This is a genomic window from Caproiciproducens sp. CPB-2 (assembly GCF_036287215.1).
Taxonomy (GTDB): Bacteria; Bacillota; Clostridia; order Oscillospirales; family Acutalibacteraceae; genus Caproiciproducens.
Genome location: NZ_CP142860.1, coordinates 1728928 through 1747498, shown reverse-complemented (window position 1 = coordinate 1747498; position 18571 = coordinate 1728928). Strand labels below are relative to the sequence as shown.

22 protein-coding genes are annotated in these 18571 nt (G+C 49.2%); 3 read left to right on the top strand and 19 right to left on the bottom strand.

Features of this window, described 5'->3' with window-relative positions; all coding sequences use genetic code 11:
* Nucleotides 1-55: 55 nt before the first annotated feature.
* The 8 genes from VXK30_RS08700 to VXK30_RS08665 all read right to left on the bottom strand — a co-directional run bounded on the left by VXK30_RS08700 (nt 56) and on the right by VXK30_RS08665 (nt 5544).
* On the bottom strand, nt 56-355 hold the full coding sequence (locus VXK30_RS08700; RefSeq protein ID WP_275715752.1) for a hypothetical protein: 300 nt from the start codon (nt 353-355) through the stop codon (nt 56-58).
* Nucleotides 356-371: 16 nt separating this feature from the next.
* Nucleotides 372-1205: a pseudouridine synthase gene (locus VXK30_RS08695; protein ID WP_275715750.1), complete on the bottom strand. Its 834-nt coding sequence runs from the start codon at nt 1203-1205 to the stop codon at nt 372-374.
* 26 nt (nt 1206-1231) lie between these two features.
* The gene (locus VXK30_RS08690; RefSeq protein ID WP_442868000.1) at nt 1232-2380 is read right to left on the bottom strand and encodes a D-alanyl-D-alanine carboxypeptidase family protein; all 1149 of its coding nucleotides are present in this window, start codon (nt 2378-2380) and stop codon (nt 1232-1234) included.
* 45 nt (nt 2381-2425) lie between these two features.
* Nucleotides 2426-2887: a GerW family sporulation protein gene (gene ytfJ, locus VXK30_RS08685; protein ID WP_275715748.1), complete on the bottom strand. Its 462-nt coding sequence runs from the start codon at nt 2885-2887 to the stop codon at nt 2426-2428.
* Between the two features lie 2 nt (nt 2888-2889).
* Nucleotides 2890-3282, bottom strand: coding sequence for a DUF2953 domain-containing protein (locus VXK30_RS08680; RefSeq protein ID WP_275715746.1), 393 nt, complete (start codon nt 3280-3282; stop codon nt 2890-2892).
* A gap of 286 nt (nt 3283-3568) precedes the next feature.
* Nucleotides 3569-4129 (bottom strand): SMC-Scp complex subunit ScpB, encoded by a 561-nt coding sequence (gene scpB, locus VXK30_RS08675; RefSeq protein ID WP_275715744.1) that lies wholly within the window; start codon nt 4127-4129, stop codon nt 3569-3571.
* On the bottom strand, nt 4099-4839 hold the full coding sequence (locus VXK30_RS08670) for a segregation and condensation protein A (protein ID WP_275715743.1): 741 nt from the start codon (nt 4837-4839) through the stop codon (nt 4099-4101). The genes scpB and VXK30_RS08670 overlap by 31 nt, the downstream gene beginning before the upstream one ends.
* Before the next feature lie 12 nt (nt 4840-4851).
* A complete protein-coding gene (locus VXK30_RS08665; RefSeq protein ID WP_275715741.1) occupies nt 4852-5544 on the bottom strand; it encodes a site-2 protease family protein in 693 nt (230 codons plus the stop codon).
* Nucleotides 5545-5756: 212 nt separating this feature from the next.
* On the opposite strand from VXK30_RS08665, the gene rpmB reads away from it, so the two are divergent.
* Nucleotides 5757-5945, top strand: coding sequence for a 50S ribosomal protein L28 (rpmB, locus tag VXK30_RS08660; protein WP_081928271.1), 189 nt, complete (start codon nt 5757-5759; stop codon nt 5943-5945).
* Between the two features lie 109 nt (nt 5946-6054).
* Here the strand turns inward: rpmB and plsY are convergent, their stop codons facing one another.
* The 10 genes from plsY to hisH all read right to left on the bottom strand — a co-directional run bounded on the left by plsY (nt 6055) and on the right by hisH (nt 14919).
* Nucleotides 6055-6786 carry a glycerol-3-phosphate 1-O-acyltransferase PlsY gene (gene plsY, locus VXK30_RS08655; protein WP_275715738.1) on the bottom strand — a complete coding sequence of 244 codons (732 nt, stop codon included), beginning with the start codon at nt 6784-6786 and terminating at the stop codon, nt 6055-6057.
* A 13-nt stretch (nt 6787-6799) separates the two neighbouring features.
* The gene (der, locus tag VXK30_RS08650; RefSeq protein WP_275715736.1) at nt 6800-8122 is read right to left on the bottom strand and encodes a ribosome biogenesis GTPase Der; all 1323 of its coding nucleotides are present in this window, start codon (nt 8120-8122) and stop codon (nt 6800-6802) included.
* A 5-nt stretch (nt 8123-8127) separates the two neighbouring features.
* Nucleotides 8128-9432 carry a DUF512 domain-containing protein gene (locus VXK30_RS08645; RefSeq protein ID WP_275715734.1) on the bottom strand — a complete coding sequence of 435 codons (1305 nt, stop codon included), beginning with the start codon at nt 9430-9432 and terminating at the stop codon, nt 8128-8130.
* Nucleotides 9433-9518: 86 nt separating this feature from the next.
* Nucleotides 9519-9701: a 50S ribosomal protein L32 gene (gene rpmF / locus VXK30_RS08640; RefSeq protein ID WP_275715732.1), complete on the bottom strand. Its 183-nt coding sequence runs from the start codon at nt 9699-9701 to the stop codon at nt 9519-9521.
* Between the two features lie 27 nt (nt 9702-9728).
* Complete coding sequence (locus tag VXK30_RS08635) at nt 9729-10223, bottom strand: YceD family protein (protein WP_275715730.1); 495 nt, start codon at nt 10221-10223, stop codon at nt 9729-9731.
* A 141-nt stretch (nt 10224-10364) separates the two neighbouring features.
* Complete coding sequence (locus VXK30_RS08630; RefSeq protein WP_275715728.1) at nt 10365-10781, bottom strand: hypothetical protein; 417 nt, start codon at nt 10779-10781, stop codon at nt 10365-10367.
* Nucleotides 10782-10838: 57 nt separating this feature from the next.
* A complete protein-coding gene (locus VXK30_RS08625; protein ID WP_275715726.1) occupies nt 10839-12179 on the bottom strand; it encodes a glucose-6-phosphate isomerase in 1341 nt (446 codons plus the stop codon).
* Nucleotides 12180-12285: 106 nt separating this feature from the next.
* Nucleotides 12286-13434, bottom strand: a complete 1149-nt coding sequence (locus tag VXK30_RS08620; RefSeq protein ID WP_275715724.1) for a D-alanyl-D-alanine carboxypeptidase family protein — start codon at nt 13432-13434, stop codon at nt 12286-12288.
* 91 nt (nt 13435-13525) lie between these two features.
* Nucleotides 13526-14284 (bottom strand): imidazole glycerol phosphate synthase subunit HisF, encoded by a 759-nt coding sequence (hisF, locus tag VXK30_RS08615; RefSeq protein ID WP_275715722.1) that lies wholly within the window; start codon nt 14282-14284, stop codon nt 13526-13528.
* Nucleotides 14285-14307: 23 nt separating this feature from the next.
* Nucleotides 14308-14919, bottom strand: a complete 612-nt coding sequence (gene hisH, locus VXK30_RS08610; RefSeq protein WP_275715720.1) for an imidazole glycerol phosphate synthase subunit HisH — start codon at nt 14917-14919, stop codon at nt 14308-14310.
* Nucleotides 14920-15114: 195 nt separating this feature from the next.
* Here hisH and VXK30_RS08605 point away from each other — a divergent pair, with 195 nt between their 5' ends.
* Complete coding sequence (locus tag VXK30_RS08605) at nt 15115-15702, top strand: manganese efflux pump MntP (protein WP_275715718.1); 588 nt, start codon at nt 15115-15117, stop codon at nt 15700-15702.
* Here the strand turns inward: VXK30_RS08605 and VXK30_RS08600 are convergent.
* On the bottom strand, nt 15695-16675 hold the full coding sequence (locus tag VXK30_RS08600) for a helix-turn-helix transcriptional regulator (protein WP_275715716.1): 981 nt from the start codon (nt 16673-16675) through the stop codon (nt 15695-15697). The genes VXK30_RS08605 and VXK30_RS08600 overlap by 8 nt on opposite strands.
* A 224-nt stretch (nt 16676-16899) precedes the next feature.
* Here VXK30_RS08600 and VXK30_RS08595 point away from each other — a divergent pair, with 224 nt between their 5' ends.
* Nucleotides 16900-18459, top strand: coding sequence for an acyl CoA:acetate/3-ketoacid CoA transferase (locus VXK30_RS08595; RefSeq protein WP_275715714.1), 1560 nt, complete (start codon nt 16900-16902; stop codon nt 18457-18459).
* Nucleotides 18460-18571 lie beyond the last annotated feature (112 nt).

Below are 18571 nucleotides of genomic sequence, written 5' to 3'. Positions count from 1 at the left end.
AAATTAAGTATAATATATTACAAAGAAGTTAGCAAGTATTTCCGAAAAATTTTGTTTATTTTTGACATATCTTTATAAAATTCGACAGAGGACTTGTGAATTTATCATTTGACCATAGAAAACCGCATCCGGAAAGGAACTCCTGAAGTTCGTCTATCCGGGATTCCATCCGATAGGCGCCGATCGCCGCTCCGTAGGAGGCGGCGGCCCGGAGCATGCTGTCCGCGCACAAAAGGCCATGCGCATCCAGCTCTTTCAGGCTTTCGCACCCGGCGATTTCCATTTTCAGCATCCGGATCACCGAAGACTGCATGTCGACGACCACATATCCCAGCTCCCGCTCCCCTTCCCTCATCACGAGAACCCGCGCATTATTTTCTGCGGCGGGAAGGGGCCGTATGATTTGGGCGGCTCTGTCTCGGTCGTTTAATGTCAGAATGGAAATCATCCGCTTCACTCCCCGCTTCTTTATGCTGCTTGTCCGCTTTTGCTCCGGCAGCAAGCTTTTTGACTTCCTCAGCGGTAAGGGGCCGCCACGTTCCGGGCTGGAGCATTCCAAGCTTTACAGGACCGACCGCAATCCGCTTTAACCGCGCTACTTCCAGACCGAGCTGTTCGCACATTTTGCGGATCTGGCGGTTTCTGCCTTCGTACAGCACGATTTCCAGCACCACGCGCCCGGTTTCCTGGGAAAGAACATTGACCTTGGCCGGCGCGGTTTTCCTGCCGTCGATTACGATGCCCACCGCTATCTGGGTCAGCTGGTCTTCCGAAATGGAAGGATGCACCGTTACGCGATAGGTTTTGGGAATATGCAGCGACGGGTGGGTCATCGCGTTGGCAAATTCCCCGTCGTTCGTCATCAGCAGAAGCCCTTCGGACTCCCGATCCAGACGGCCCACCGGATAAATACGCTCCGGCACATCCTTAATGAGCTCTGCCACACATTTCCGGTCCATCTCATCACTCATGGTGGTGATAAAGCCGCGCGGCTTGTTCAGCATGATATAGATTGGCTTCACATGAGTGTCCAGCAGCCTGCCGTTCACGCTGACCTTATCCTTTTTCGGATCTGCCTTATCGCCGATTTTTGCTGTAATGCCATTTACCTTTACTTCCCCGGCGGAAATCATTTCTTCCGCCTTTCTTCTGGAAGCAACCCCGCAGTCCGCAAGCATTTTTTGCAGCCTAACATCTTTTGCCATCGTATAATACATCCTTTATATTTCATTTATAAAAACAGATTTTTTACCCAGTCCCAAAATATCTGGAACCTGTTTTTGTGGATCGCAGCTCTCGGGACCTGCCCGTCGGCAATCAGGTCCGTGGTGGCAAGCGTTTTCCCATTCAGCGTGTACCTGACAACGCCGAGCGTCTGCCCCTCCTGTACGGGCGCATAAAAAAAAGAGGGCAGTTCAACAGTCCTTTTTATGTTCGGTATTTCATCAGCGGTTACAACGATTTCTTTCCCCGTGCTGCCCTTCACCATAATCCGGTTTGACGAACCGCCCACAACCGGGATCTGCACAGTGAAAGAGGAGTCGTCAACGGGATACGAGGACAATTGCGCAAACCCGTAATTCAGTATTTTCTGATGATCGTTCCAGTCGTCGGGCGCATCCAGCGTAACCGCGACCAGACAGACCCCATTCCGCTCCGCCGAAGAGACCAGACATCTTCCGGATTTTTTGGTAAAGCCCGTTTTTACCCCGATACAGCCCTCATACATGCTCAGCAGCTTGTTGTGATTGGTAAAGCGGATGGTCTGAACCGGATTCACATATTGCACGGTGACTGCCTTTTGGGAGGCGATTGCCGCAAAATCGGGGTTCTGCATCGCCGCCATGGCCAATTTAGCCAGATCGCTGGCTGTTGTATAATGCTCCGAATTGTCCAGGCCGGAGGGCGTGACAAAATGGGTATCCTTCATGCCCAACTGCTGCGCCCGTTGATTCATCAGCTCCGCAAAGGCATCTAAGGAACCGCCTATGGCGATGGCCGCGGAGTTGGCCGCGTCATTTCCCGAAACGACCAGCATCCCTTCCGCCAGAGACTTCAGGCTGAGCTTGTTGCCGGGCTTCAGGCCCATGGAGGAACCCTCTACCCGAACCATGCTGTCCGTTATGGTAACGATTTTATTATCCACCGCGGCGGTTTCCAGCGTAATCAGAGCCGTCATGATTTTTGTCGTGCTTGCCATGGGCCGTTTGTCATCTTCGTTCTTCGCGTATAGTACCTGCCCATTGTCCGCGTTCATCAACACCGCTGATTTTGCGGAAACCTGCGGCTGGCCATCCGCCCACACGGAAACCGGAAAGGAAAGAGAAAAAAATAACAGACATAGCCATAAAGATATTTTCTTTTTTAACAAAACAACCACCTGCCTATCAATTTATATGCAAGCGGTTGCTTCAATATTGAAAAATTATATTTGCGGGTCGTCCAGTTTCACGCCTTTTGTCTGTGAAACATCATCCCCGTTTTTGTTTTCAGGGTTCTTTGATTTTTTTCCTTCGTCCTTTTTGTTAAAAAGGCCGCTGATTTTATCGACCACATCGGGGAACATGCCGATCACTCTGTCCACGGTATTGTTGTAAGGGTCAATCTGCAGCATTTTCACCGATCCGTTGCAAATCGTAATGAAAGCCACCGGATTGATGGAAACACCGGCTCCGGTACCTCCGCCGAAAAAGTTCTTTTCCGACTGGACTTTACTTGGGAAGTCAGAACCGCCGGAAGCGAACCCATAGCTGATTTTGGAGATCGGAATAATAATGGATCCATCCGGTGCGGTAATCGGGTCACCGACAATGGAATTGATGTCAACCATTTGCTTGATTTTTTCCAGAGTTGTATTCATCATGCCTTCAATAGGATGATCGCTCATTTTTAATGCACCGCCTTATCTGTCGTTTTTTTGATTTTCGTTGGGTTTATTTTTATTTTTTTCAGCAGCATCAATGATTTTAATAGCGCGGGCAGCATGGACGAAAGGATAAAAAGCAGTTTTGTTTTTATTTCGCAGGTAAAGAAAATCCGGCTCTCCTTCTCATTGAAGTCGGGAGCGATATGGATATGATAGTCCCTGCATTTCACCCGGGTAACAAGCACCGCCATTGCGGGATAAACCACGGAACAGGTGCATCCGTAGGAAATGGCAGCCTGCGCGGCGTCTTCATCCGCAACTGCAATATCAACAAAAATACGCTGAATGACAACGTGAGAAAAAAGGTTTTTAGCCGCTCCTGTGGCAATGGAGGCAAATTCACTGATGATGTCCAAAAAACCGGATAAACCCTTACGCTTTATTATGTCCCTAAATTTTGAATATGCGTCACTTTTTTCTCCTGTTTCTTCCTTTCCAGTTTTTTCCGGTTCCCCGGTTTCCCGGGGTTCCGAAGGAATTTGATAGCTGAAAAACAAATACTTGATTTTCGCGGAAAACTCCTGTTCAAAACAGGCGGAAACAGAAACGGGAAAGAGCAAAAGGACAAAAAGGAACAGGGCGATTCCCAAAACAATCAATAAAGCTGTCATAATGCCTCCTGCAGTTCATCCATTTATCCGGTCATCCGGCGGAAACGTCCGCCATTTTCTCTGCCGCGTTTTCCTCCTGCCGTGATTTTTCAAGAGGCGGAAGCTCGCTGAGAGAAGAAATATTCAGGCACCGCAAAAAATTAGGCGTGGTGCCGTAAAGCAGCGGCCTTCCCGGAAGCTCCAGCCGGCCCCGCTCTTCGATCAGTCCCTTTGCAGTCAGACTGCCCAGCACCCCGGAACAGTCCACACCGCGGACCTGCTCTACAAAAGCCTTTGTTACCGGCTGATTATAGGCGACAATAGCAAGCACCTCCATGCCCGCCTGGGACAGGGGGGTGTTGCGGCGCATATCCAGAATCCGGCGGACATATTCGGCATATTGAGGATTGGAGCACATCTGATAATGATCTTCCAGCTTTACGATCTGGACGCCCGCCTCTTCGCGGTTGAACTCGTCCATCAGGTTTTGAAGCATTTTCGCGACGGTGGACTTGTCCAGATCCAGCGCGTCCGCTATTCTGTCAATGGAAACCGGATCTCCGCTTGAGAAAAGGATCGCTTCTATTGCTCCCTGAAATTTCTTGATCTCCAATTTTTCACACCGCCATTGATTAATTTTACCACCGCGCTGCAGCTTCCGCCTTCGATACGCACCCGCTTCCCTTTCACCAGCTCCAGGACCGCCAAAAAAGTAGCCACCAGATCGGATTTGTCCCGTTTTTCCTCAAACAATTCTTCGTATCTGATGCCGTCTCTCTGCCAAAGACGGCGCAGCACATAGATGATCCGTGAGGAAACCGTTACGGTTTTGTGCGTAACAAGGTGAGAAAACGCTTCGGGAGGCGGCGGAACCAGGCGCCTTCCCCTCCCCACCGCGTTATGGTAAGCGTTAAAAAGCTCCGCGGGCGTATGATTGCGCCGGTAAGTGGGGTCAACCTGTATTTCAGCAGGTTCACGGACAAAAGCGTTAAAGCTGAAATGTTCGGCTAAAACCCGCGCGACGCGCTTGCATTCCTGATATTCCAGAAGCTGTCCGCTCAGTTCCCGCCGAAGCTCGTCCGCTTCCTCGTGCTTCGGGAGCAGATAAACGGTTTTCATATAGACCAGCCGCGCCGCCATCTCCAGAAAATCGCTCGCGATATCCATGTCCTGTTCCTTCATTGCCTGTATGTGCTCCGTGTACTGGTCCAAAAGCTCGGCAATCGGAATCTCACAGATATTCAGTTTGTTTTTGGCAATCAGATAAAGCAACAGGTCAAGAGGCCCTTCAAAAACAGGCAGCCTATAGGATAGTTTTTCCATAATCCTTCCCTTTTATAACAGGCCGAACAGTTTGAACGGAAGTTCCGCCAGCCACAGTACAACGTTCAGGCAGGCGCTCTGCAGGACGGCAAGGGGAACACGGAGCATACCGCTGAACAATACCACGAAGGCGATCATGATGATAATGTTCTGGTACCTGTAATAATTGTAAAGCGCTTTACTGGACAGAAAAGCACCCAGAATTTTGGAACCGTCCAGCGGCGGAAGCGGAATCATATTGAACACCGCGAGGGCGACATTGATCGTGATATAGGCGATAAAGAAGGTCTGCACAAACGCAGGGACATTTGCTTTCAGCGCAATCCAAAGCCCCTGATAAATCATGGCGCCGACAAGAGACGCCAGCAGGTTGGACAAGGGTCCCGCCAAAGCCGTGATGGCCATATCTCGTTTCGGGTTTTTAAAATACCGGGAATCAACCGGAACCGGCTTCGCCCAGCCAAAGCCGAACAGAAGAAGGAACAGCGAACCGACCGGGTCAATGCTGGCGAGCGGATTCAAAGTCAGTCTGCCGCTGTATTTGGCAGTTTTGTCGCCAAGCTTGTAGGCAACCCAGCCGTGCGCACATTCATGCAGAGGCAGAATGCAGAAAATGATAAACAGGGTAGCCAGTATTTGGGATAAAGCGGAAGCCATGTCAAACGGCTGTCCTGAAAAAACATCACTTATCATGTTAAACAGCATATCATAGTCTCCTTTATGGAATATTATTATAATACCTTTCGGCCTAAAAAACAAGCAAGGCGGTAAAAACCAGGAGGTTTATCGCTGAAATTCATTTTTCTGGCACAATATAATCAAAAAAGGCAGGAAAAGGCTTGCAATTCCATTTATTATCTGATAGAATACTACTGTTGCGATTCTATAAACAGTCCTTTTAAAGGAGGTGCAGACACATGGCAAAATGTGATGTTTGTGGCAAGGATATGGCTTTCGGTATTAGGGTCTCCCACTCACACAGACGTGCGAACAGAACTTGGAAGCCCAATATTAAGCGTGTTAAAGCAGTTGTGAACGGTACTCCTAAGCGTATTTACGCCTGCACCCGTTGCTTGCGTTCCGGCAAGGTAACCCGGGCCGTCTGATCAAAAAAACATTATGTTTAGAGGAGCCTTGAAGGGCTCCTTTTTTCTGCGTAAAAAAGTGGATATAAAAGCAGTGCCGCTATGACCGGAATTCATAGCGGCACTGCTTTTATGTTTTGTGATTAATCGTGATTTTCTTTTCGGTCCCGTTCTTGATTCTTTCAATATTGGTTCTGTGCTTATAAATCAGAACAAAGCCCATACAAAATGCAACGGCGGTCGTTATCCATACATAAGAAATCGGAACCGGCCCGGCGGCCGCCTGATTTCCTCTGAAATCGATAAAAAAGGTAATGATGAATGTGGCAACCGGAAAAGCCGCCGCCGCGCAGATGGAGGACAGCGAGACAATCTGGGTGCTCAGGAACAAAGCCAGAAACACACCGATCACGATCAGGAACACACGCCAGTCGATCAACGCGATCATTGCGGCGCTGGTCAGTACGCCCTTTCCGCCTCTGAAACCGAAATAAATCGGATAAATATGTCCGAAAACGCAGGCCACACCCGCAATATAGGCGCCGTACTGCGCCACAACGTGCGGGTTTATCATCAGGGGCACCGCAGCCTGGCTGCAGACATACTGAAAAACCGCCCTGCCGATCATAACGGAAACCGCGCCTTTGGCAAAATCAAAAATAAAGGTAAAAATCGCAGCCTTGACGCCGACGGAACGCAGAACATTGGTCGCTCCCGCGTTTCCGCTGCCCAGCGTGCGGATATCCACATTATTATCGAATACTTTTGTAAAAATGATAGAAGAACTGATACTTCCTAAGAAATATGAAACAAGCGCTACTAAAACCGATGGCAGTGCAAAATCTCTAAGATAACTGAACATCAGTAACTCCTCCTTACTTATCTCCTCGCTCGCGCACAATCAGCCGGATGGGGGTGCCTTCCAGTCCAAAAGTCTCTCGGATTCGGTTTTCAAGATACCTTTGGTACGAAAAATGGAACAGCTGTGCGGAATTTACAAAGCATACAAAGGTAGGCGGTTTGACCGTCGCCTGTGTCATGTAATAGATTTTCAACCTCCTTCCCTTGTCCGTCGGCGGCTGGACTCTGGCCACAGCCTGCGCCAGGACATCGTTGAGCATGCCTGTGGCAATCCGCATGGAGTTGGAATTCGCGGCATGCTTGATCAGGTCAAAGAGACGGTCGAGCCTCTGGCCTGTTTTTGCTGAAATAAAGATCATAGGGGCATAGGACATAAAAGAAAAATCGTCCTCCAGCTTTTTGCGGTATTCTGTCATGGTACGGTCGTCTTTTTCTATAATATCCCATTTATTGACGACAATGACGCAGCCCTTCCCCGCTTCGTGCGCCAGACCGGCCACCTTGGAATCCTGGTCGGTAAACCCGACCGAGGCGTCTATCATGATCACACAGACGTCGGCCCGTTCTATCGCCATCTGCGCACGGATGACACTGTATTTTTCAATGGAATCGTCCACTTTGCTTTTCCTGCGGAGCCCGGCGGTATCGATCAGCGTAAAACGTCCGTGCTGATTTTCAATGGTCGTATCGATCGCGTCCCGCGTTGTGCCGGCAATGTCGGAAACGATGCATCTTTCCTCGCCTGAAATTTTGTTCACGAGGGAAGATTTCCCCACGTTCGGCTTGCCGATGATGGCGACCTTAATGATTTCACTGTCGGTCTCGTCTTCTTCCTCTGCGGGAAGATGCTCCACAATCCTGTCGAGCAGATCGCCGGTACCGTGGCCGTGGACGGAGGAAACCGCCACCGGGTCGCCGAGCCCCAGATTGTAAAACTCGTAAAATTCCGCCGGAGGTTCCCCGATCGTATCGCACTTGTTGACGCAGAGGATCACGGGTCTTCCGCTTTTCAGCAGCATAGCCGCGATATCGGAGTCCGTGGCCACAACGCCCGTACGGATATCCGTAACAAGCACAATGACATCCGCCGCGTCGATCGCAAGCTGGGCCTGCATCCTCATCTGCGTTAAAATCACGTCGCCGGAATCGGGTTCAATACCGCCCGTATCGACAATGGAAAAGGTTCGGTTCCCCCACTCGCATTCTCCGTAGATTCTGTCCCTGGTAACCCCCGGGGTATCGTCTACAATGGAAAGGCGTTCACCGATCAATTTATTAAAAAGTGTCGATTTTCCGACATTTGGCCTGCCTACAATTGCAACTACAGGTTTAGCCAATCACATCAACTCCCTAATACTGTATTCAAAAGCTCATATCCGTCATTGGGAGATACGGTAACTTTTATATTCAAGGTTTTGCTCAGATCGTCAAGGGAAAGATCATCCAGAAAAATATCCCCTTCGCGGCGAAGCATAACGGCGGGCACAATCAGCTCATCGCCTAAATCTTTCCCCTTTAACTGCCGTATGATATCGGTACCGGTTACCAGTCCCGTAACATTTATGGTATCCCCAAAATAATGATTCATAATTGGGATCAGATTACATGCTAAATTATTGCATTTTATTCTTAATTCGTCAAGTAAAGAGTTAAGAAAATTATAAACGCTTGTCCCTGTCACCAGCGTAACGCGGCGGGGTTTGGAAGGAGCCTGAAAATCCTCCAGAGCACTCTCAAATTCCTGTTTCAGATTCGCCATCAGGCCCACCCCGTTTTCCAGCTGGTCGAAATCGCCGTAGAATTCGGCTGGCGGGATGGGACGTCCCGCCTTCAGGTAAAATTCGTCCGCGGCATAGCAGATCCTTTCCCCGAACTTGGCTGTAAAGCGGTCCCCGAATTCCTCGAGAATCCGTACAGCCGCTTCCGCAGAATCCCTGTCGAACGACTCAAGCGGGAACAGCCCTTCCCTGAACCGTGTCAGGCCGACCGGCACGGCGGCAATGCTCTGCACCGCGGGATAGAGGTTTCCCAGATCGGTTAAGCTGCGTTTTAACTCTTCCCCGTCGTTGATTCCCCTGCAGACGACGAGCTGCGTATTCATCTTGATGCCCGCCTGCGCGAACCGGTACAAACTTTGAAGCGATTCCCCGGCGAACCGGTTCCCCATCATTTTTACCCGAAGCTCGGGATTTGTGGTATGAACCGATATATTCACGGGGCTGATGTGCATTTTTATGATTCTGTCGACATCATGATCGCTCATATTGGTCAGCGTAATATAATTTCCGAACAAAAAAGAGAGACGGGAATCATCGTCTTTGAAGTAAAGGGTACTGCGCATTCCCTTCGGCAGCTGGTCAATAAAGCAAAAAATACATTTGTTGCGGCAGGAATGCTGCTCATCCATCAAATAAGTCTCGAATTCCAGCCCGATCGACTCGTATTCCCCTTTTCGGATGGAGACCGTACGCGGATTCTGGCCGCTGTCCGTCAGCAGGAGGGACAGGTTCTTGCTCGTCTCGTAAAAGCGGTAGTCCAGAACGTCGTTAATCTCATTGCCGTTGATGGAAACAAGCGTTTCCCCCGGCAATATCTTCCCTTTTTCGGCAGGGCTGTCCTGATCGACCGATAGAATCTTAACTGACATAATAACTCCTCTGCTGCACAAAGATTTCATAAAAAAATAAGAGAAGGATCGCTCCTTCTCTACATTTTTGGAAAATCAAACAAAGCTTATGCTTCTTTTTTGATTACTTCCCTGCCGTTGTAGTAACCACAACTGCCACAAACTCTGTGCGGAGTTTTCAACTCGCCACATTTAGGGCATTTCACCAGAGCAGGAGCACTCATCTTCCAAACATTTGAACGTCTTTTATTCTGTCTTGCACTCGACACTTTACTCTTTGGTACCGCCATCTTCAGCACCTCCTTATAAAACTCAGACTAATCTATTAGTTTTTTAAGAGCCTCCAAACGAGGATCAATCTGATGAAAATCACAATCGCATGTTCCATCATTCAAATTTTTCCCGCAGGAAGGACACAGACCTTTGCAATCATCGCTGCATAAATACTTGGACGGCAGCTCAAGCAAAATATCCGCCCGGATCAGCTCATCCAAATCCAGCTGGTAATCGGGAACCTCCACATAGCTGACATCGTCCTCGTTTTCCAAAGACAACACCAGGGTGTGCCAAAAGGTATAATGATAGCATTTATCGATCTGCTTCATGCATCGGTCGCACGGAATGGAAAATTCAAACGAAACCTCGGCGTTAAGCTGCGCAAAGCCGTCCTGACCTTTCACGGTCCCCCGAACCTTCACAGGTGAAACAAAAGGATGATAGCCATTGATATCGGTAGATGACAAATCCAGCAGGTAGTCAAAGGAACAGCTTTCCTCTCTGTCGGAAAACACCTTTTTCAAATCAAGAAGCATAATTACACCTCAGCGCTACATTAGCTTATTATATAGATTTATCTATGTTTTGTCAATAGAAAATTACAATATATTCATATTCATAAAGAAGCTGCCGAAGACGAAACGCCTGCGGCAGCATTATGAAAGAAAGGTTTGCCCTTAGCTCTGAACGGAGAAGGAGCGGATTTCCTCCGGCAGCTCCTCTTTGCTTGCGGAAACAAGAAGTGAGATCCTGGTATTGGCCTGCGTGGAAAGGGCATTCATCTTTTCAGTAAACTGTACGAGGGCTTTCATATCATGCCCAATTATCTTTAAGGTGGAATCAACAAAAATATCCGTCAAGTCATAGTTTCCTGCACAAATACCGCTGATAAAACCAACGAGTGCGTCCGCACCCTGAATTCCGTATGCGTCGCTGTCGATCAGCCTTACCTGATGGGATAAATCATAGGTCAATTTCAGACCCTTTTCAATGACTACAACATTGCCGTTTGACTTTTTTGCTGCGTCGTTTGCACTTTCGATCAGCTTTTTTGTTTTTCCTGAACCTTTTTTGCCAACGATAAGAGTTATCATGAAAACTCCTCCTATATTATATTATTTCCGCAAAAGCGGAGAAAACTCCTGCTTTTGCTAGTTCTTTAATCTCGCCTCCAAAGCACTTTTTTCCGATTCATAACCCGGCTTGCCGAGAAGGGCAAACATGTTTTTCTTGTAGCTTTCGACTCCGGGCTGGTTGAAGGGGTTTACGCCGAGCAGGCTTCCGGAAATCGCACAGGCCTTTTCAAAGAAATAAACCATGTAGCCGAGCGTCTCTTCAGAAAAATCGGGTGCGCGGAGTACAACGCTGGGAACACCTCCGTCAGCGTGTGCCAGAACAGTTCCCTCAAATGCTTTTTCATTGATATAGGCCATGCTCTTTCCCCGCAGAAAGTTCAAGCCGTCAACATTTTCAGGGTCTGTTTCTATAAACAAATCTTTTTTCGCTTTATCGAATAAAACAACCGTCTCAAACAGGGAACGTCGGCCATCCTGAATGTATTGACCCATGGAATGCAGATCGGTCGAGAAAATAACCGAAGCCGGGAAAAGGCCCTTATGATCTTTGCCTTCGCTCTCGCCGAACAGCTGTTTCCACCATTCGCACATCATGGAGTAACACGGCTCATAGCTGACAAGGACTTCAATTTCTTTTCCCTTGCGGTATAAAAGGTTGCGGGCGGCTACATACTGATAGCACGCGTTGGAGTCCAAGTCCGGATTGTTCAGCTCCTGCTGCGCCTTTGCCGCGCCGGCCATCAGCGCGTCGATATCGGCTCCGCTGACCGCGATGGGCAGAAGGCCGACAGCCGTCAGCACAGAGTATCTGCCGCCGACGTCATCCGGAATCACAAAGGTTTCATAGCCTTCCTTCGTCGCAAGCTGCTTCAAGGTGCCGCGCGCCTTGTCGGTGGTGCAGTAAATCCTCTTGCGTGCTTCTTCCTTACCATATTTCTCTTCCAAAAGCTTGCGGAGCACCCGGAAAGCGATTGCCGGCTCGGTCGTAGTGCCGGATTTAGAAATCATGTTGATGGAAACGTTCCTGCCCTCGCAGAGCTCTAAAAGCTCGCTCAGCGCGGATGAACTGATGCTGTTGCCGGTAAAATAAATATCCGGGGTATTTTTCCTGACCAAGTTATAATTCGGGGAATTTAAAAATTCGATTGCCGCACGTGCGCCAAGATAAGAACCGCCGATGCCGATCACAATAAAAACATCGGTATCCGACTTGATTTTTTCCGCCGCCGCTTTCATACGGGAAAATTCCTCTTTATCATAATCGGTAGGAAGGTTGACCCATCCGATAAAATCATTGCCCACACAATTTCCTGAATGCAGAGCCTCATGGGCCTGACGGATCTGCGGGGCAATCGCCGTGTATTCATTTTGTCCGATGAAACTTGAAAGATGTTTTAATTCCAGTCTGACAGACATTTTTAGCTTCCTCCTAAATGATACGTTCGATATGATTATATTACAATATATTGACTACATTTGCAAGGAGGAGCACTATATTTTATAATTATTTCATAAATTCTATTCAAAGCATTTTCAGCAGATATTTTGCTAACAGCCGGAAAGCGGAGCCAAACGTTATTTGGGAAACGGAATTTTTTGCACAGATATTATATTCCTTTACAACCTCGTCCCCAAGCTTGCAGGTGATTTTTCCCACGACCTGGCCTTTTGTCACCGGGGCCGTGATCTCCGGCTGAAAAGAAACGCTGTATTTGATTTCTCCGGCCTTTCCTTTCGGCACCAGAATGCTGCCGTCCGTTTCGGCGGTCGTTTCCACCGTATCGCTCATCCCGTTCAGCACCGGGACAGGTTTAACAGCCTCCTGCGGAACGGCGGGAGTGGTCACAGACCAGTTGGCAAAACCGTAGTCCAGCAAAGCGGACGCAGCAGAAAACCGCGTCTTTGTGTCCGCCGCGCCCAGCACAACCGAGATCAGCTTCACATTGTCGCGTTCGGCGGTGGCTGTCATACAGCTGCCTGCCTTTCCGGTGGTTCCGGTTTTCAACCCGGTGATCCCCTTATAGGTCTTCAGCAGCTTATTGGTGTTGACCAGCTGAGTCTTGCCGTCACGGATATTTTCCATCCAGATTTTTGTATAATCGAATATTTTCGTATGTTTTATCAGCTCGCGGGACATCAGCGCGACATCGTACGCGGAGGTGACGTGCCCGTCTTCGTCGAGGCCGTTGCAGTTCTTAAAAACGGTGTCCTTCATGCCGAGGTCCTTTGCTTTCTGATTCATCTGCTGCAAAAATTCATCCTCGCTGCCGGAAACATACTCCGCCAGCGCTACGGCCGCATCATTCGCACTGGCGACTACCGTAGCTTTCAGCATGTCGTCCACCGACATCGTCTCCCCCGGCTTCAGCCAAATGTCGGAGCCGCCCATGGACGCCGCGTGTTCGCTTGTGGAAACCATATCGGTAAGCTTGATTTTACCGGAGTCAAGCGCTTCCATAATGAGAAGCAGCGTCATGACCTTCGTAATGGACGCGCAAGGGCGCTTTTCATGTGAATTCTTCTCGTAAAGTATTTTTCCGGTCTGCGACTCCATCAGTACGGCTGACGGGGCTTTCACCTCCGTGTCGGACAGTGCAGCCGCTTTCACCGGCAAAACTGAAATAAGCATCAGAACCACGAGGAAGCATGCCGACAATTTTTTTAACTTCATCTCCAGCACCTCCAATTTATTAGTAATTCTTATGCCAAAAAAAGAGGTTCTATCCATAAAAAATGAGGCCGAATCAAATTCGGCCTCATTTTTACTGCCTGACAGGGATTCCTCTTTGCGCGAGATATATTTTCAGTTCCGGAATCGTGATTTCCCCGAAATGGAACAGCGAAGCCGCCAGAACCGCGTCCGCTTTTCCCGCGGTAAACGCATCGTAAAAATGCTCAAGCTTTCCCGCCCCGCCGGAAGCAATCACCGGAATATTGACGCTTTGCGAAACCGCCGCAGTCAGTTCCAGATCATACCCGTTCTTCACGCCGTCACAGTCCATGCTGGTCAGAAGGATTTCCCCCGCTCCCAGCCGGGCCGCTTCCACCGCCCATTCCACGGCGTCTTTTCCCGTATCGATGCGGCCTCCGTTTTGATAAACCGTCCAGCCGCCCTCTTTCCTGCGTTTCGCGTCAATCGCGCACACAACGCACTGGCTGCCGAACTTTTCCGCGGCCTCGCTGATCACGGCGGGGCGGTTCAACGCGGCGGAATTGACGGAAACCTTGTCCGCACCCGCCCGAAGCAGGGCTGTAAAATCATCCACCGTTTTGATTCCGCCGCCGACTGTGAACGGAATAAAAATCTGTTCGGCCACCTTGCTGACGATGTTCAGCATAATGCCGCGTTTATCGGACGACGCGGTAATATCCAGCAGCACAAGCTCGTCCGCACCCTGTTTGTCATATTCAATGGCGGCCTGCACCGGGTCTCCCGCATCGCGCAGATTGACAAAGGAAGTTCCTTTTACAACCCTGCCGCCGTTTACATCCAGGCAGGGGATAATCCGTTTTGCATACATAATCATAACCTCCGCGCAAAAAATCAAGAAACAAACGATACGAAATTTTTCAGCATCTGCAAGCCTGTTTTCCCGCTTTTTTCCGGATGGAACTGGGTCGCGAACAGGTTTCCGCGTTGGACGGAGGCGTCGATGGCAACCCCGTAATCGGTGGTGGAAGAGACGACACCCGGGTCTTCCGCTTTCAGATAGTAGGAATGGACAAAATAGACATAGGGATTGGGGTCCATATTTTGAAAAAGACCGCTGTTTTCTTTTACTGAAAGAGAATTCCACCCGATATGCGGGATTTTCAGCCCCGTCTCCGCGGGAATCTTTTGAATTTTTCCTTTTAATACGCCAAGCCCGCTGATTCCCGGAGTTTCCTCGCTTCCTTCAAAGAGGAGCTGCAGACCGAGGCATATTCCCAGAAAGGGCTTGCCGCTCTCTATAAAATCAAGCACCGGGGTCACGAAATCGGCTTTTTTCAGGCAGCTCATCGCGTCGCCAAACGCGCCCACACCGGGCAGTACCGCAGCGGAAGCGTGTTTCAGCTCCTCCTTGTCCGCCGTGACGAGGATGTCACAGCCGATAAAATGAAATGCCTTTACAACGCTTTGCAGGTTTCCGGCACCGTAATCGATCACAGCAATCATAATACATTATCCTTCTCATTAAACTTGCATCCGATTCTACCTAAATTTTATCATGATTAAAAAAGAAACGCAATTGATTTAACATATTAATTTATTACCATATTAAATTAAAAACTTGTCCATCGTTATGATTGACATCGCTTTAATAAAAAGGTATGATAATATTCATGTCTTTTTTGATTCGGAGGAAAAACCATGGATTATATTTCATTGGTCGGCATTGCTTTGGGCCTTGCCATGGACGCGTTTGCAGTCAGCATTACCAACGGGGCGACGATCCGAAAAGTTACGCCGAGATTCTCTTTAAAGCTTGCATTCAGCTTCGGACTTTTTCAGGCGCTTATGCCCATGCTCGGCTGGCTCATTGGCAAAGCGGGAGAAGGTTTTATCAATGCGGTGGATCACTGGATCGCTTTGGTACTTCTTTCTTACCTGGGAATCAGAATGATGATGGAATCCTCTAAACAACCGGAAGAAAAAAGCACCGGTCAGAGGCAAAACGACATCGGTTTCAAGACCCTTGTTACTCTTTCAGTTGCGACAAGCATTGACGCTCTGGCCACCGGAATTCTTCTTCCATCCGCAGTGGGCGCCAAAACGGCAGCCCTGATGGTTTCTTCCGTGGGAATCATCGGAACCGTTACCTTCTTCCTTTGCCTGATCGGCGTTTATATCGGGAAAAATTTTGGGAAACTGCTTTCTTCAAAAGCGGAACTGTTCGGCGGGATCGTCCTGACGGGCATTGGCGTCAAGATTTTCGTGGAACACATGTTTTTTACGTGATTTGATACGCGGCGTGCATCGCTTCGATCCGCTTCAGCATCTCGTCTTTCAGCGTCTGCGGCGACAGAACGATCACCCGGTCCCCGTACTGCAGCAGCCATTCGATCAGACCGTCGCTGACATACACGGAGGCCCTCACGGTGAAAGCGTTGCTGTCGTGACAGGAAAACTCGATGTCCCCGCCGAATTTATCGATGATCGTTTCGAGCAGGCTGTTGGAGCACCGCAGCATAATGCGCTCCTGTTCCCCATTGTACATATTGAATGTCCTGCGCAGATAGTCCGCGGTATCAAAATAATCCCGATAAGAACAGACCTCGCTGAACGGACGCGCCTCCAAAGCGGTCAGGGCAATCCGTTTCATCCGGTCCAGCCGGTAATTGCTGATCGTATCGTATTTTTCATAATTTCCCGCCAGGTAATATTTATCGTTCGCCCACAGAAGCGCGTAGGGGCTGATGATAAATTCCCGGCCTTCATCCAGCTGCGCTTTCCCGCCTGCGATCACGCGATGGTGATAGGAAAACGATAATTTTTTACGCTGGGCAATGGCCCGGTTGATGGTATCGATATTATAATAGATTTCTTCATTGTCAAATTTGACGCGTTGATCCACGTAAATTTGCTTCAAAACCGTTTCAGCCTGATGACAGCTGAGGAGCTCGCAAAGCTTGTCCGTCAATTCGGCTGTTTTTTTATTGGTGATAAAAGGCGCCGTGAGTACGGCATCCATCAGCAGACGAACTTCAGCCAGCTCAAAATCGCGTTTTGCTATAAAAAAGCCCTGCCGCGGGGAACGGGTATAGACAATATCCACCCCGAATTTCGTCAGGACATCAAGATCGCGGTAGACGGACTTTCGTTCTGTCCCGATCCCCTCCTGCTCCAACAGACGGCAAAGCTCCACCGCGGAAACCGGATGCTCATCATCGGAATATTTTCTCAGCAGCTTTAATAAGAATAGAAGTTTCATTTTCGCGTTGCCATGGTCTGTCAAACGTTTCACCTGCTTTCCGTTTTTGAAATTATTCTACCATAATATGGTAGAATTTGGTATCATTCTTTGCCAATCTGTCAAAAGATCGTATCTTTTTACCATATTGGCCACTAAAAGACATATTTTGGTACAAAGGAACTTGTAATTTTACACGGAAATGATATAATATTAACAAAGTATTTTTTTCGGAGGATTAAAGAATGGCTGTAAAGATATTGACTGCGCGGCAAGCGGCCGATCTGGTGCCAAACAATATTAATTTCGCAACAAACGGATTTATGGGCGCCTCGGTTGCCGAGGAAATCGCAATGGAAATTGAGAACCGTTTTCTGGAAACCGGCAAACCGAATAACCTTACCCTTCTGTTTTGCGCCGCCCAGGGCGACGGAAAAACAAAGGGCCTGAATCATCTTGCCCACGAGGGCCTGGTGCGCCGGGGAATCGGCGGCCACTGGGGGATGGCGCCCAGGCTCGGCAAACTGGTCATTGAGAACAAAATACTGGCGTATGATTTCCCCCAGGGCGTTACCACCCACATGTTCCGCGATACAGCGGCAAACAAGCCGGGGACCATCTCTCAGGTGGGCCTCGGTACCTTTGTCGACCCCCGCAGCCTGGGCGGGAAGCTGAATCCCCTTACCCGGGAAGCGGAGGATTTGGTCAGCTTAATGGAAATCGACGGAAAAGAATATCTTTTCTACAAGACCCATCCTGTTGATTTCGCCATTCTGGGCGGCACCTATGCGGACGAGAACGGAAATATTTCCATAGAGCGCGAAGGCGTCCGTGCGGAAACGCTCGCGGTGGCGCAGGCGTGCAAAAATTCCGGCGGCACCGTTATCGTCCAGGTCGAAAAAGTCCTGGAGGCGGGATCTCTCGACCCGCAGAAAGTGGAAATTCCGGGCGTTCTGGTGGACGCGGTAGTCGTTGTCAGCGATATCAAATATCATATGCAGAACTATGGCACGCAGTATAATCCCGGCTTCTCCGGCGAACACAGAATGGGGCTTTCCGAATTCACCCCGGCCCTTCTGAACAACAAGAAAATCATTGCCCGCCGCGCGGCGATGGAGCTGAAAGACGGCAGCATTGTCAACCTTGGGATCGGCATCCCGGAATACATCTCTTCCGTCGCTCAGGAAGAAGGCATCACAAATAAATTTTCTTTGACCGTAGAGTCCGGTATCTTTGGCGGCAACCCGCAAAGCAGCATTGACTTTGGCGTCAGCCTGAACCCCGAGTCCATCATTTCCATGCCCTCCATGTTCGATTTCTATCAGGGCGGCGGGCTCGACCAGGCGTTCCTGGGCTTTGCCGAATCCGATAAGGAAGGCAATGTAAACGTATCCAAATTCGGCGCGAAGCTGCCCGGATGCGGCGGATTCATCGATATCTCCCAAAACTCCAAACAGGTGTTTTTCTGTGGGACCTTTACGGCGAACGGTTTGAAAACCGAAATAAAGGACGGCAAACTCCATATTTTGCACGAAGGCAGCGCCAATAAGTTCCGTGAGAGCGTCGAACATATTACATTCAGCGTAAAAACAGCCATCAAGAATCATCTTCCGGTTATGTACATTACGGAACGCGCCGTGTTCAAGCTGACAGAAGACGGCGTTATGCTGACGGAAACCGCCCCCGGTATTGACCTGGAAAAAGATGTGCTTGCCCATATGCCGATGAAGCCGATCATATCCCCCGACCTGAAACAGATGGACGCACGTATCTTTATAGACGAAAAAATGGGTCTGAAAGAATAAACCTGAAGGAAAACAGATTCCCATTCGCCTGAATAGAATGATGAGGGAGTTCCCCGGTAAAGCCGGGGAACTCCCTCAATTCTTACATAGAAAGGACTCCGTGGATATCCAC